The 13,701-nt window shown below is 61.6% G+C and carries 13 protein-coding genes and 1 tRNA gene; 3 read left to right on the forward strand and 11 right to left on the reverse strand.

Going from position 1 to position 13,701, the window contains the following annotated elements; translation table 11 throughout:
* Positions 1–47: 47 nt before the first annotated feature.
* Positions 48–896: an IS21-like element helper ATPase IstB gene (gene istB, locus GJ654_RS17240; RefSeq protein WP_155447422.1), complete on the forward strand. Its 849-nt coding sequence runs from the start codon at positions 48–50 to the stop codon at positions 894–896.
* 196 nt (positions 897–1,092) lie between these two features.
* Here istB and GJ654_RS17245 read toward each other — a convergent pair whose 3' ends face one another.
* The 6 genes from GJ654_RS17245 to mnmA all read right to left on the reverse strand — a co-directional run bounded on the left by GJ654_RS17245 (position 1,093) and on the right by mnmA (position 4,879).
* Complete coding sequence (locus GJ654_RS17245; protein ID WP_155447423.1) at positions 1,093–1,377, reverse strand: hypothetical protein; 285 nt, start codon at positions 1,375–1,377, stop codon at positions 1,093–1,095.
* A 35-nt stretch (positions 1,378–1,412) separates the two neighbouring features.
* Positions 1,413–2,129 (reverse strand): PIN domain-containing protein, encoded by a 717-nt coding sequence (locus GJ654_RS17250; protein ID WP_264586286.1) that lies wholly within the window; start codon positions 2,127–2,129, stop codon positions 1,413–1,415.
* A gap of 3 nt (positions 2,130–2,132) precedes the next feature.
* Positions 2,133–2,588 carry an excisionase family DNA-binding protein gene (locus tag GJ654_RS17255; protein ID WP_155447424.1) on the reverse strand — a complete coding sequence of 152 codons (456 nt, stop codon included), beginning with the start codon at positions 2,586–2,588 and terminating at the stop codon, positions 2,133–2,135.
* Between the two features lie 288 nt (positions 2,589–2,876).
* A tRNA-Met gene (locus tag GJ654_RS17260) sits at positions 2,877–2,953 on the reverse strand.
* Between the two features lie 79 nt (positions 2,954–3,032).
* Positions 3,033–3,692, reverse strand: a complete 660-nt coding sequence (locus GJ654_RS17265) for a class I SAM-dependent methyltransferase (RefSeq protein ID WP_155447425.1) — start codon at positions 3,690–3,692, stop codon at positions 3,033–3,035.
* The gene (gene mnmA, locus GJ654_RS17270; protein WP_155447426.1) at positions 3,689–4,879 is read right to left on the reverse strand and encodes a tRNA 2-thiouridine(34) synthase MnmA; all 1,191 of its coding nucleotides are present in this window, start codon (positions 4,877–4,879) and stop codon (positions 3,689–3,691) included. The genes GJ654_RS17265 and mnmA overlap by 4 nt, the downstream gene beginning before the upstream one ends.
* A gap of 326 nt (positions 4,880–5,205) precedes the next feature.
* On the opposite strand from mnmA, the gene GJ654_RS17275 reads away from it, so the two are divergent.
* Entirely contained in the window at positions 5,206–5,481 is a 276-nt protein-coding gene (locus GJ654_RS17275; protein WP_088521411.1) for a DUF1153 domain-containing protein, read from the forward strand.
* Between the two features lie 414 nt (positions 5,482–5,895).
* On the opposite strand, the gene GJ654_RS17280 is transcribed toward GJ654_RS17275, so the two are convergent.
* Positions 5,896–6,912: a lysylphosphatidylglycerol synthase transmembrane domain-containing protein gene (locus GJ654_RS17280; RefSeq protein ID WP_264586289.1), complete on the reverse strand. Its 1,017-nt coding sequence runs from the start codon at positions 6,910–6,912 to the stop codon at positions 5,896–5,898.
* A gap of 218 nt (positions 6,913–7,130) precedes the next feature.
* A complete protein-coding gene (locus GJ654_RS17285) occupies positions 7,131–7,529 on the reverse strand; it encodes a flagellar export protein FliJ (protein ID WP_155447428.1) in 399 nt (132 codons plus the stop codon).
* A gap of 499 nt (positions 7,530–8,028) precedes the next feature.
* Between GJ654_RS17285 and ctrA the strand changes: the two genes are divergently transcribed.
* Positions 8,029–8,730, forward strand: coding sequence for a response regulator transcription factor CtrA (ctrA, locus tag GJ654_RS17290; protein WP_155447429.1), 702 nt, complete (start codon positions 8,029–8,031; stop codon positions 8,728–8,730).
* 531 nt (positions 8,731–9,261) lie between these two features.
* On the opposite strand, the gene GJ654_RS17295 is transcribed toward ctrA, so the two are convergent.
* The 3 genes from GJ654_RS17295 to coaE form a co-directional block, all read right to left on the reverse strand.
* Entirely contained in the window at positions 9,262–10,809 is a 1,548-nt protein-coding gene (locus tag GJ654_RS17295) for a 2-isopropylmalate synthase (RefSeq protein ID WP_155447430.1), read from the reverse strand.
* A 461-nt stretch (positions 10,810–11,270) separates the two neighbouring features.
* Positions 11,271–13,037, reverse strand: a complete 1,767-nt coding sequence (locus GJ654_RS17300) for an oleate hydratase (protein ID WP_155447431.1) — start codon at positions 13,035–13,037, stop codon at positions 11,271–11,273.
* A 70-nt stretch (positions 13,038–13,107) separates the two neighbouring features.
* Complete coding sequence (coaE, locus tag GJ654_RS17305; protein WP_155447432.1) at positions 13,108–13,689, reverse strand: dephospho-CoA kinase; 582 nt, start codon at positions 13,687–13,689, stop codon at positions 13,108–13,110.
* Between the last annotated feature and the right edge of the window lie 12 nt (positions 13,690–13,701).

Here is a 13,701-nt window from a genome sequence, read left to right on the forward strand (position 1 = left end):
CTTCTCGCCAACGCCGCTCCAGGACCGGCGAGCGCGGGAGTTTCCCCATGACGATGCCGCAGGATCCGACCTCGCCGACCATCGTCGCGCCGCAAGTGCTGCTGGGCAATCATCTCAAGGCGTTGAAGCTTCCCACCTTTGCGCGCGAGTACGAGAAGGTGGCGATGGAATCGGCGCGCGACAGCGCCGACTACCCGCGCTATCTGCTACGTCTGTGCGAACTGGAGCGCATCGACCGCGAACGACGCAACGTCGAGCGCCGGATTCGCCAGGCCCGCTTTTCTCAGGTCAAGAGCCTCGACACTTTCGACTTCGCCGCCCAGCCGTCGCTCAACAAATCGCTGGTGCTGGAGTTGGCGCGCGGCGAATGGATCGAGAAGCGGCAGAATTGCATCGCGCTGGGGCCATCCGGCACGGGAAAGACTCACGTCGCCCTGGCCTTGGGGCTTGCCGCCTGCCAGAAGGGCCACAGCGTCGCCTTCACGACGGCCGCCGCCCTGGTGCATGAACTCATGGAAGCGCGCGACGAACGCCGGTTGCGCGCGCTGCAAAAGCATCTCAACACCGTCAAGCTGCTGATCGTCGATGAACTTGGCTATGTGCCGTTCACGGCCGTCGGTTCGGAGTTGCTCTTCGAGGTCTTCAGCCAACGCTACGAACGCGGCGCCACCTTGGTGACCAGCAATCTGCCCTTCGATGAATGGACTTCGGTCTTCGGCTCGGAACGGCTGACCGGCGCCTTGCTCGATCGCCTGACTCACCACGTCCACATTTTGGAAATGAACGGCGACAGCTTCCGGCTCGCCGCCAGCAAGAAAGCTCAGCGCAGATCCGGCCACGCGGCGAACCTCGCCGCGAAAGCAACCAGCCAAGGAGACGTTGAGCCCAAACTCTAAATCGCCCGCGCGCATTGAGCCGCGCTTCGCTACGCTCCGCGCGGCTCAATGCGCGCGGCAACGCCAAAACACCGGGGCCTTGCGGCCCTTTTCTCTCAACCCGACTGGTACACTTTTACGCCGCCACTTGGCACATTTTGTCGCCGCCGTTGACAGCTACACCACGCCAGGGGACACGATCTCGGTTCAGGGTCTTTCAGGCGCGCCCTTGCGCGAATCTTTTTGGCGCGAGCATGAAGATTCGTTCAGTGCCATATGGCCAGTAGATCAGGAATCGGGCTTCCGGCCATGCATCGGACTTGCAATTCAACAATACCGGGTCGTCGCGGATGATCGCCGTTTCGTTGCGTTCGGCTTGCGCTTTGAACAGCACTTCCAGTTCATGCGGCGCTTCGATGAATGACATTTCGGAGAGCGGATAGGTTCGGTCGATGAAGGGGTAGTCACCTTCTGGTAGCACCGGTGCTTCATTTAATTTCATTTTCGTTCGCTTGTCGGGGTGAAATTTGCTGCCGGTTAAAGCGATAGAACGTGCGAGCGCAAGACATCGACCGTCTCATACGGTTTCCGAAGGATCAGTTCGGAAATCCTATTCCGCTCGCGCGGAAATCCGCCCTTCGCCTGAAGGATTTCCGCGCGATTTCGTTTTCGCGGATCGCGAAGCGATCTTGCGGAAACCGTATCAGTCAACCCACAGGCTTCCATATCAAGCAACAGCAATTCAGCCGTTTTTTCCGGCTTTTTGAATCGGTGCCGCATGACGCGGATCGCTGCGACCGCCCGACCGGGGTCGAGGTCGATTGTATCTGCTATGAACGAGTCGGCGGAGCGGGCGTAAAGGTTTAGGGGTGCAAGGATTTCCGTCGGGAAATGCTTCAGATTGTCCGTGACTATCGCCGACGCCTGCGTTTTCAAGGCTGCGGCCACGACATGGGCATCGTTGGGATCCGGAAGCTTGCCGCAAAGAGAAAGGTATTGCTCGAAATCAGAAACCATCGCTTCTTCAAAAGCGGCCTCCATTTTACCTCTGGCTCGCTTTGCTTGTTCTGCGGCTTCGGGAGCGCCCCGTCGCTCGTAGATGCCTTGAATAGCTCGTTCCGTTTCAACAAGAACTGGCTCCGACCAGCGGAGGCGGAAAAATTCCGCCTCCGCTAAGGTCAAGAGCAGGTTTCGTTTTAAGACACCTACCAAACAGCAGGCGTCAACAAATGCGGTGAAACGATTGGCAAACACAGCTTACAATAACTCCGCGTCCATCTCGGCGAGATCAGCGAGCGCATCGCTGCGTCTCCTGTCTCTCGCTCTTTTATATTCGAACAGATCGTTCGCCTTGATCCGTCGATGACGACCAACCATCGAATAGGCGATCTCTTCTTTTTCGAGCAAGGCGATCAGGAATGGACGCGAAACATTTAGGATATCTGCGGCCTGCTGGGTCGTCAGCATTTGATTCACCGGGACGAGCGTCACTGCATCGCCGCTTCCAACGTGGCGAAGCAATTCTATCAGAAGGTTCGACAGGGCTGGGCTTAGCGTAATCTCAGCCGGTATCTTGTCGTCATCCAACAGACGCAACTTGGCATCGCCCGCAGCATGTGCAGCGATAAATTTGCGTAATTGGTTGGCTGCCGCCTTTTCATCCGCAGAAGGCAAGCGAGACCCGAGTTCCTCTGCAAAAGCTGGCATTGTCATGACTTTCTCCTCTTAACATGATCGTATGCCACAAACGCAATAAACGCAATAAACGAAATAATCGAAACAGAGGCAGTCTGAGATGACCCGCGTGTAGGAATAGCGCTTGCGCCAGCCAATGCGAGACATAGATAGAACATCTCCCGATTTCATGTCGCGCCCATGTCGCGTGGAGTCGCCGGACTTCTTTTGAAATCGCTGGAAATCAAGGGAATTGGCTGCAACACGATGCAACATGAAAAAGCCGCCTTTCGGCGGCTATTTTCGACTTAAGTCATTGAATTTGAATGGTAGCGGAGGAGGGACTCGAACCCCCGACACAAGGATTATGATTCCTCTGCTCTAGCCGGCTGAGCTACTCCGCCCCGAACACGAGTTGCGCTCGCGTTTGAGTGCGCGGTCTATAGGACGCCCCGACCCGCCCTGTCAAGGAAGAGCGAGCCCTCAATATACCTTTTCAATCCGCGTCAGTGTGAATAGCCCCAGCGGCGCGATCTTGCGCCGTTCCACGAGCTTCAAATCATTTCGCGAGGCGATCCAGTCGCCCAGAATCGCCCAGGGAAATTCCGGCCGCCAGCCCAGCGACGCCGAACGCTTGCCCATCCACCGCTCGATCCACGCAATCGGACCCGCTTCAGCGCCCACGTGATTCACCAGCACGATCTCGCCGCCCACCTTGGTCACCCGCGCCAGTTCCGCCATGGTCGCGTGCGGGTCGGGAACGACCGTCAGAACATAGGGCGCCACCGTCGCATCAAAGCTTCCGTCGGCGAAGGCGAGCCGCGTCGCATCCATCACGCACAGGCCTTTCACGCGCGTCAGCGAATCGCGGATGATGCGGTCCTGGGCGCGGCGCAGCATGGGCTCGGAGAGATCGACGCCGACCAACTCCACCTCCGCGTCGAACATCGGCAATTCCAGGCCGGTGCCGACGCCGACATCCAACACTTTTCCGCCAAGCCGCTGCGCCGCCGCCACCGCCGCGCGGCGCCCGGGCGCCATCACCGCGGTGAAGGCCAAGTCGTAAATCGGCGCCCAGCGGGCGTAGGCTTCCTCGACATGCGCGTTTTCAATCTGCGCGAGATCGCGCGGCATTTGATTCATGCTCTTTTCCGGCGAAAAGCCGGCTCCTCTTGGGCGGATTCCGCGCTGCGGATGAAACCGCCGCCGAGAACGCGCGCGCGCGGCCCGGCATTCTCGTAAAACACACAAGCCTGTCCGGGGGCGACGCCGTTCTCGCCCTCGACGAACTCGACCACGATTTCTTCGCCGCGACGCATCAAAACCGCCGCCGCCGGCGGGCGCGTGGAGCGCACCCGCGCCACGATCTCGCGCCCCAGCGCGTCATCCAGCGTTCCCGGCCCGATCCAGTTCACGTCGCGCAGCGCCACCCGCTTTGTCGACAGGGCTTCGCGCGGGCCGACGGTGACGCGGGCGTTGGCCGCATCGATCCGCACCACATAGAGCGGTTCGCCGCCCACGCTGGCGCTGGCGCCGAGGCCAAGGCCTTTTCGCTGGCCGATGGTGTAATGCATCACGCCCGCGTGGCGACCGAGCACGCGGCCGTCGACATGGACGATGTCACCGGGCGTGGCCGCCTGCGGGGCCAGTTTTTCCACGAGGTCGCTGTAGCGGCCGGTGGGGACGAAACAGATGTCCTGGCTGTCGGGCTTCTCGGCGACGCCAAGGCCGAGGCGCCGCGCATGTTCGCGCACCTCCGGCTTGCTCATTTCGCCCAGCGGGAAGCGCAGCAGGCGCAATTGGTCGCGGGTGGTCGAAAACAAGAAGTAGGACTGGTCGCGGTCGGGATCCAGGGCGCGGTAAAGCGCCCTCTCCTCCTCCCCGTCGGCGCGCGAGGCGATGTAGTGGCCGGTGGCCAAAATGTCGGCCCCGAGGTCGCGGGCCATGCCGAACAGGTCGATGAACTTGATCTGGCTGTTGCAGGCCACGCAGGGAATGGGCGTTTCGCCTTCCGCGTAGGACTGGGCGAAGGCGTCGATCACCTTGGCGCGGAAATTCTGCTCGTAATTGAGCACGTAATGCGGAATGCCGATCAGGTCGGCGGCCTGGCGCGCGTCATAAATGTCCTGGCCCGCGCAGCAGGCGCCCGGCCGGTGCTCGATCTCGCCATGGTCGTAGAGCTGCATGGTGACGCCGATGACGTCATAGCCCTGCTCCTTCAGCAGGCCGGCGACAACAGAGGAATCGACGCCGCCCGACATGGCGACGACGACGCGGGTCTGCGCCGGCGGCTTGGCCAGATCGAGGGAATTTTTGGCGTACGTCGTCATCTGGGAGGGAACTTTCCTGCGGCTGAGCCTCCGGTTTGGCGAAGACCTCGGAGCCACCCCTCTTCAATAAGGGTTTGACCGCACGATTTCAACGCGCCGGGGGCAAAAGAGGGAGTTCGCCGCCTCGCGGCTTACGGTTAACGGCCGATTTCGAGGCGCCTCAATTGGAGACATTTTGGCCGCGCTGGAAAGGAATTGGCAAGAAACTGACGCGCAAACAAGCATTTATACGTCGATTTGCGCCCTTGGGCGAAAGTGTTTCTTAAGCGGACAGCTTTACTGTCGGCAACCGTAGTAAGGGTTCTCCGCGTAAGTGAGTGAGTAGCATGACCGAGCCCCATCGTCCGAGGGTCAAATATGTCATTGGTCCAGATGGCAGCCCGCTGACCATCGCCGATCTCCCCCCGCCCTCCACGAAACGTTGGGTTATCCGGCGCAAGGCCGAAGTCGTCGCCGCCGTGCGCGGCGGGCTGCTCTCGCTGGAAGAGGCGTGCAGCCGCTATACTTTGACCGTGGACGAATTCCTGTCCTGGCAGATGTCGATCGACCAGCATGGGCTCGCCGGACTGCGCACCACGCGCTTGCAGCAGTATCGGCAGTAAGGCTTCCCGACTCGGGTTTAGACGCCGGCCGCGAGGCCGGCGTTTTTTGTTGCGAGCCTCAAATCTTGGAGCGCGCCAAGGCCAGAAGCGACGTGTCGTCCCCCCTGATGCGGTTTGCGAACGATCCGTTCGGAAACCGCATTCCACTCGCGCGGAAATCCGCCCTTCGCTTGGAGAATTTCCGTGCGATTTCGTTTTCGCAGATCGCGGAGCGATCTTGCGGAAACCGTATGAAAGGGTCAGCCAAGACTTTTCCCAGGCTGGATGTGAGCGCCCACAAGGCGCGACTCTCCGCCTCATGCTCGATCGAGAGCGCACCGGTCCTATCGAAAAGCTGAAGCGGGTCGAACAGGACAAGGGACTCGACGGACGTGAGGCTCACGATGATCTCGTCCTCGCTCGACAGCAATGGACCTATTTCGGGTCGGCGGGCTCCCGCTTATCGTCCGCGATCTGCTGGTGATGCACGATCGCCTCGGATAGGCGCCGTTTTTCAAATCCGAGCACGACGAAAACCGCAAGGCCGAGCGGGATCAGCAGATAGAACAGGCGAAACAGCAGCAGCGCCGCCAAAACCCCGTCCTGCGGCGCGCCCGGCATGGATTTCAGGAAGACCAGTTCGAGCACGCCGAGACCTCCCGGCGCGTTCGAGGCCAAGGCCGCCGAAAACGAGAAGATGAACACCAGCAGGACCACGACGAAGCCGGGATTGCCGGCTTCCGGCAGGGCGAAATAGATGATGCCCGCGGCCCCGATCAGTTCGGCGGGCGCGGCGAGCAATTGGCGCGCGACCACGGGAAGCCGGGGATATTCGATGCGGACGCCGGAAATCGTCAGCGAGGGCAGGTGCAACACCGATCCGGCGACATAGAGCGCGACGGCGCCGACCAGCCCGGCGCCGATCAAGTGCGCGCTTCTCGGGTCGGCGAGCCAGGGCCGCAAAAATTCCGGCATCAGGCCGCCGATCCGCGCCAGCGCGTGTGGCTTGATGAGCAGTCCGACGCCGCCGAGCAGCACTTCGCCGAGCATGAAGGTCAGCGAGCAGAACGCCACGAGAATGGCGACCTGTCCCGCGCTCAGCCCCTTGGACGTGTAGCCGCGATAGCGCACCGCCGCGCCGGAGACCACGGACGCGCCGATATTGTGCGACAGCGCATAGGTGGTGAACGAGCAGGCGGCGACGAAGCGCCACGAAATATTCTTGACGCCCAGATGGATCAGGGCGATGCGGTCATAGGCGGCGAGCGCGGCATAGGCGAGCAGGGTCGAGAGCACCGCCAGCGCGTAATGGGTTGCTGGAATGGCGCGGAAGGCCGCGATCAGTTGCGGGCCGAGCTGCTGTCCCGCGAATTCGCGATAGAGCAGCCAAAAGGAAACCCCGACCGCGCAAAAACCGACGGCCGGCCAGATGTAATCGAGATTGCGTTTGATGAAATCCATGCGGGTCCTGCGAGCTGGCTCCCGCCGCGCGCGAGCGCTTTCATTCGAAACGCCTGTCGGCGAAGATGCGTCCATAATGGAAGACTCTTCGCGCGAAGCGCACAGGCTTTCAGAAGACGTTTCGGGGAGCATTCAGGCGATTCCCACGGCCGCGCGCAAAAGGAATGGCCTGTTTGCTACAGGCGCGGCCGCAAGGCAAGCCTTACCGCTCAGGCGCGCGCGCCGCGCAGGCCAGAGAGGTCGATGGCGTCGCGGGCGATGTCGACGAGCGCGGGGCCTTTTTCCCGGCTTTCCAGAACCTGCGCCTTCGACAGTTCGTCGCTGGCGAGATCCAGGGCCGCCCGCGCCTCTTCGAGCTGGTGCTTCAGCTCGTCGGCGGAATGGGCGAGGTTGTCGCGGCGGGTGCGCGCCGCGCGGGCATAGGTCGAATAGGCGTAGTGGTTCTGGTCCTTGACCCCGGTGCGCTGCTCCTCCGCGGCGATTTCCCGGTCGAGGTCTCCGGCCATGCGGCCGAATTCCGCGATCATCATCTCGATCTGGGCCACACGGCGGCGTTTTTCATCCACCTGAAATTTCTTGAGACGGACGAGCGTATCCCGCGACTTCATGCCAGTGACTCCAATACGCCAAGCTGCAAGGCCTGTTCCACAAACTTCAATTGTTCCGCGAGACAGGGGAACATTGGCGCAGGGAGGTTGCCGTTTTATTACCCGCACGACATTTTTTTGCCGGAATTGGAAAAAAGCGGGGCAGGCCCGCAAATCGCTTCGTCGCGTTCAGTCTTCATTAACCGCCATGTTTAACACTCGCTTCAGGACCGCCGTAAAGCCCCGCTCAAGCGGAGCGCTATAAGGCGGAGGGAGCCGAGCGTGAGGCGAATTCCTCGTTTCCGCAAGGTTTCCAAAGGAAATTTTCTCCCGGCGGAGACGCCGTGGCGACGCAACGAATATAACGACCGAGACCGCTTGCCAGGGTGAATCAGGTTTTGTTAACCATTCGGCGTTAAGCTCGTTCGGTAATGATTCGCGTCGACGCTCGCGTTCAGTCGGGGGACAAGGCCGGCGGCCGGTCAGGCGCCGTATTCTTTGGGCGGGGTGAGGACTTCACATGCGCGTATTATTGATCGAAGACGACAGCGCCACCGCGCAAAGCATCGAGTTGATGCTGAAGTCCGAGAATTTCAACGTCTACACCACCGACCTCGGCGAAGAGGGCATCGACCTCGGCAAGCTGTACGACTACGACATCATCCTGCTCGACCTGAACCTGCCCGACATGTCCGGGTATGAAGTGCTGCGCACCCTGCGCGTGGCCAAGGTGAAGACCCCCATTCTGATCCTCTCGGGCCTCGCCGGCATCGAGGACAAGGTGAAAGGCCTCGGCTTCGGCGCCGACGACTATCTGACAAAGCCCTTCCACAAGGACGAACTGGTCGCGCGCATCCACGCCATCGTCCGCCGCTCCAAGGGACATGCCCAGTCCGTGATCGCCACCGGCGACCTCGTCGTGAACCTCGACCAGAAGACCGTCGAAGTGAACGGGGCGCGGGTCCATCTGACCGGCAAGGAATATCAGATGCTCGAGCTGCTTTCGTTGCGAAAAGGCACGACGCTGACCAAGGAAATGTTCCTCAACCATCTTTATGGCGGCATGGACGAGCCCGAATTGAAGATCATCGACGTCTTCATCTGCAAGCTGCGGAAGAAGCTCGCCAACGCCTCCGAGGGCCGCAACTATATCGAGACCGTCTGGGGTCGCGGCTATGTTCTGCGCGAGCCCTCCGACGCCGACGAGCGCATTACCGCCTGAGGCGACGCCCCCCTGACCTCCCCCACGCCCCGCCCTGACACGGCGGGGTTTGTTTTTGGTCCCATGCGGGAAACCACCGCCCATACCTTGCGGAAAGCCGCAATGGACTTGGCGCGCGGCAACCCGTTATGTTTGGGTCGTGGTTGGGTTTCCAAACCACAGCGCCCGCTGCTCAAGGGCGCAATGTCCGCTGGCAAAAATCTCCTGGGGAGGCGATTTTTTTGCCGGCGGATTTTTTTTGGATTGAAAGAGGCGTGGAACGCCCTCGCCCTTCGAGACGGCTCCTCGGAGCCTCTCAGGGTGAGGGCTGATCGCTGCTAGAGCCCGTTCGGTGAACGGGCTCCAGTTTTTTGCTTCTACGCGTTTTCTTCACGCGAACCGGCATCCACTTCGCTCGAAAACGCCTTATACGATTTCCGCAAGATCGCTTCGCGATCCGCGAAAACGAAATCGCGCGGAAATCCTTCAGGCGAAGGGCAGATTTCCGCGCGAGCGGAATACGATTTCCGAACTGATCCTTCGGAAATCGTATTAGACGGCCTCAGCCGACTCCACCGTTCCACGCGCGCGGCGGGCAAACAACTTGTTCAGCGCCGAGACATAAGCGCGCGCCGACGCGACCAGGGTGTCCGGGTCCGCCCCCTTGCCGGCGCAAACCAGATCGCCTTCGGACAGGCGCACCGAGACTTCCGCCTGCGCGTCCGTGCCCTCCGTCACCGCATGGACCTGGAACAGCTCCAGCTTGGACTCGTGCGGGACCAGGGCGCGGATGGCGTTGAAAATCGCGTCCACGGGGCCGTTGCCGGTCGCCTGATGTGTCTTCTGCTCGCCGTCGATCTCCAGGGTCAGCGCCGCCGATTGCGGAACTTTTGTCCCCGCCATCACCGACAAGGCGACAACCTGGATGCGCTCGTGGGCGTTGGCAATCTCGTCGTCCACCAGAGCCGCGATGTCCTCGTCGTAAACCAGCTTTTTGCGGTCGGCCAAATCCTTGAAGCGGGTGAAGGCGACCTCCAGGCCGTTGTCGCCCAGGTCGTAGCCCAGTTCCTTCAGCTTCTCCTTAAAAGCGTGGCGTCCCGAGTGCTTGCCCATCACCAGCGAGGTTTTGGAGACGCCGACCGACTCCGGCGTCATGATTTCATAGGTGTGGGCGTTCTTCAGCATGCCGTCCTGGTGGATGCCGCTTTCGTGCGCAAAAGCGTTCCGGCCGACGATGGACTTGTTGTATTGCACCGGGAACGACGTCACCGCCGACACCAGCTTTGACGCGCGGTTCAGCAAGGTGGTTTCGATGCGGTTGGTGTAGGGCAGCACGTCGGCGCGGGTTTTCAGCGCCATGACGATTTCTTCCAGCGCCGCATTGCCGGCGCGCTCGCCGATGCCGTTGACGGTGCATTCGATCTGCCGGGCGCCGCCCTGCACGCCGGCGATGGAATTGGCCACCGCCAGGCCCAAATCGTTGTGGCAGTGGACCGAGAAGATCGCCTTGTCGGAATTGGGAACCCGCTCGCGCACCATCTGGAACAGGGCGCGATATTCGTCCGGCGTGGTGTAACCCACGGTGTCGGGGATGTTGATCGTGGTGGCGCCAGCGCTGATGGCGGTTTCCACCGCGCGGCACAGGAAATCATGCTCGGTGCGGGTGCCGTCCTCCGCCGACCACTCGACACATTCGACATGGTTGCGGGCGCGGGACACCGAGGAGGCGATCAGCCCCAAAACCTTTTCCGGCTCCATTTGCAGCTTGTAGCGCATATGGACCGGCGAGGTGCTGATGAACGTGTGGATGCGCGGGATGCGCGCGTGCTTCACGGCTTCGGCGCAGCGGTCGATGTCCTTGGCCTGGGCGCGACACAGGCCGGCGACCGAGGCGTTCTTCACCCGGCGCGAGATTTCGGACACGGATTCAAAGTCGCCCTGCGAGGCGATGGGAAAACCCGCCTCCATGATGTCGACGCCCAGGGCGTCCAGCAATTCCGCGACTTCCAGCTTTTCTTCAAAGGTCATGGAGGCGCCGGGGCATTGCTCGCCGTCGCGCAAGGTGGTGTCGAAGATGTAAACGCGGTTTTGATCGGTCATGATCGTCTCCAATTGGGACGCCCTTTGGCCTGCCTTAGATTTTTTGGGCAAGGCGCGCAATCGCGCGCGAAAGGACCGAGGGCGGAAACTCGGGTTTGAAATCGCGATCCCCTGAGCGCCCAGGCAAAGCCCGGCCGGCCCTCAGGGGTTGATAAGGAGGAGATTTTTGCCCGCGCGCACAACGTCAGACGCCGTCTGCGCTTTGGGCGCGACGTTCAGCAAGGGCGTCTGGTTGGCGACAAAGATCATCGGCGTCTCGGACAGGCAAGGCCTGGATGCTCCTCAATAACCGATTTGGCGGCGCCGTTGCAAGCGGATTTCGGAACGAGTGCGCGACGAAGCGGGTTGGCCCGGCTTCCGGCAACCAGGAGGTTTCGATGAACCGCGTTCTTGTGTCCGCCGTTTCGTCGCCGCGGCGCCCCCGGCCCGCGCCGCGAAAAGCGGGGCTCCGGCCCGATCCCCTAATGCGAGATCAGCCCGGACTCGCGCAGCAGCTTTCCCACGACGCGCTTGTCGGCCCACTTGACCAGCGCGTCGCGGATGACGCTGGGGAAGGCCGCATCCACGGTCTTGCCGTCGCGCAGCGCGGCGGCGGCAGCGAGCAGTTTTCGCAAGTCGTAGGTGGAGTTGCAGACCTCCGGCACGGCGCGTTCGACATTGAGCAGGGTGTAAACCGCCTCCATCGGCGTACGCACCGAATATTCGGTGGTGAAAATGCAGTCGCGCTCCCTGGATTCAGCAAACTGGCCGATGAAGGCGAAGTTTTTTGCCCCCTCCGGGACCACGTCGGGCCTGTCCCCCTTCTGGCGCGGCATGAAGAAGGCCGTGACATAAGGCATCATCACCGGCGCGGTTTTGGCCCCGGTCGCCGCGAGTTCGGGGATTTGCTCGAGCGGCGCGCCCAGGTGATAGAGCCACTCCTGGGTGATTTCCTCGCCGGTGCAGGCCTGCATCGGCTTTTTCACGTAATCGCCGGGTTTTTCAACGAACAGGGAATAGACCCAGGTGACGATCTGGTCTTTCGGCTGCGCCTTGAAATGCGGCTGGCGGTTGACCGTCCAACTCATCAGCCAGCTCGAATCTCTTGCGGTGACAATGCCGCCGGTCACCACCTTGCCGCTGAACGGGTCGCGCTTGGCGATTTTTTCGATCAATGCGGGAATGCGCGCGTCCAGCGTGGTGACGGTGGCCGATTCCCATTTGGTTTCAGGGATGTGCGCGCCAAACACGTCGGGACGCCCAAAGGCCGGATCCTTGGCCGCGATGCGACGCCACAAATCCCAGGCGGGCGCCGGGCCCTCGTTGAGCTTTGCGGGCGAAAAATGGTCGCCGGTGTCGGAATTTTCGGTGAGCGAGCCGATGGTGATGAAGACGAGATCGTCGGGACCGAGATCGATGCCCCCTTCCCCGCCCCGCTCACGCCAATGAATGCGCGTCGCCTGCTTGCTTTCGGGTTTTACGTCGAAATCGACGTCGGTGACCTCGACCCCGTAGCGGAATTTCACCCCACGTTCGACGAGCCATTTGTACAGCGGCAGGACCAGGGATTCATATTGGTTGTAGCGGGTGAATTTGATGGTGGAAAAATCCGGCATCCCGCCGATATGGTGGATGAAGCGGTGCAGGTAGAGCTTCATCTCCAGCGCGGAATGCCAGTCCTCGAAGGCGAACATGGTGCGCCAGTAAAGCCAGAAATTGCTGGCGAAAAATTCGTTCGAAAAGACCTCATTGATGCGCTTGTTCTCGACGCTCTCGCGGCTGGCGAGGAAGAGCTGGGCGATTTCGCGCTGGGCGCGGCGGCTAAGGGTGAAAAGGCCGTCGGTCTGCGCGTCCTGCCCCCGGTTCACGGTGGCGCGTTGCAGCGAAAAATTGGGATCGTCCTTGTTCAGCCAGTAAAATTCGTCGAGCACGCTGGCGCCCTCGATCTCCAGCGAGGGAATCGAGCGATACAGATCCCAGAGGCACTCGAAACGGTCCTCCATCTCGCGGCCGCCGCGAATGACGAAACCCTTTTCGGGGACATGGGCGCCGTCGAGCGCGCCGCCGGGGAGGTCCAACTCTTCGAGGATGGTGATTTTGTCGCCGGCCATGTGGGCGTCGCGGATCAGGAAGGCCGCGCCGGCCAGCGCCGCCAGTCCCGAACCGACGAACCAAGCGGCCTTGTTTTCCACGCCCTCGGGCTTGCGCGGTCGCGCAAAAGCCTCGTAATTGCCGCTGCCGTATCGCATGCCTGCCTCCGCTTCCGAGCGCGGAGGGTCCGCCACTCACGGCGGCGCGTCCATGATCGGCGTCATTGCGTCAAATGTTCAGGGCGCGCAAAATGACGCCGATGCGACGCTCGGCATGGGCGAGGCCATGCTGGGTCTCGACAATGAAATGGGCCTGGCGGCGTTTTTCCGTGTCCGGCGTTTGCTTGGCGAGGATCGCTTCGGCTTGCCCGTCGTCCATGCCGCCACGGGCGAGGATGCGGGCTTTTTGCACATCCGGCGGCGCGGTGACCACGATCACCGCGTCGACGCGCTTGTTGTCGCCGGTTTCGAACAGCAGGGGGATGTCGAGCACGCACAGCGGCGTTCCGGCTTTGGCCTGCGCCGCGACAAATTCCCATTTCTTTCGCTGAACCGCCGGATGGACGATTTTTTCCAGCAGCGCGATCTCCCGGGGTTTCCCAACGACGGCGAGGCGCAGCAGCGCGCGATCCACGCGACCGTTTTTGATGACATGGGGAAAGGCTTCGGCGAGCGCGGGGACTATCTCGCCCTCGTAGAGCCTGTGAACGCAGGCGTCGGCGTCGAACACGGCCGCCCCCTGGTCGGCGAGCATGTCGGCCGTGGTGGATTTGCCCATGCCGATGGAGCCGGTCAGGCCGAGTATGCGCATGTCCCCCCCTTT

The organism is Rhodoblastus acidophilus, from assembly GCF_009720655.1.
Lineage (GTDB): Bacteria > Pseudomonadota > Alphaproteobacteria > Rhizobiales > Beijerinckiaceae > Rhodoblastus > Rhodoblastus acidophilus_A.

Bases quoted from the DNA above. Each gene is read 5' to 3' on its own strand.
- istB (WP_155447422.1), top strand. From the start codon at position 48: ATGACGATGCCGCAGGATCCGACCTCGCCGACCATCGTCGCGCCGCAA.
- GJ654_RS17245 (WP_155447423.1), bottom strand. From the start codon at position 1,377: ATGAAATTAAATGAAGCACCGGTGCTACCAGAAGGTGACTACCCCTTC.
- GJ654_RS17255 (WP_155447424.1), bottom strand. From the start codon at position 2,588: ATGACAATGCCAGCTTTTGCAGAGGAACTCGGGTCTCGCTTGCCTTCT.
- GJ654_RS17265 (WP_155447425.1), bottom strand. From the start codon at position 3,692: ATGAATCAAATGCCGCGCGATCTCGCGCAGATTGAAAACGCGCATGTC.
- mnmA (WP_155447426.1), bottom strand. From the start codon at position 4,879: ATGACGACGTACGCCAAAAATTCCCTCGATCTGGCCAAGCCGCCGGCG.
- GJ654_RS17275 (WP_088521411.1), top strand. From the start codon at position 5,206: ATGACCGAGCCCCATCGTCCGAGGGTCAAATATGTCATTGGTCCAGAT.
- GJ654_RS17285 (WP_155447428.1), bottom strand. From the start codon at position 7,529: ATGAAGTCGCGGGATACGCTCGTCCGTCTCAAGAAATTTCAGGTGGAT.
- ctrA (WP_155447429.1), top strand. From the start codon at position 8,029: ATGCGCGTATTATTGATCGAAGACGACAGCGCCACCGCGCAAAGCATC.
- GJ654_RS17295 (WP_155447430.1), bottom strand. From the start codon at position 10,809: ATGACCGATCAAAACCGCGTTTACATCTTCGACACCACCTTGCGCGAC.
- GJ654_RS17300 (WP_155447431.1), bottom strand. From the start codon at position 13,037: ATGCGATACGGCAGCGGCAATTACGAGGCTTTTGCGCGACCGCGCAAG.
- coaE (WP_155447432.1), bottom strand. From the start codon at position 13,689: ATGCGCATACTCGGCCTGACCGGCTCCATCGGCATGGGCAAATCCACC.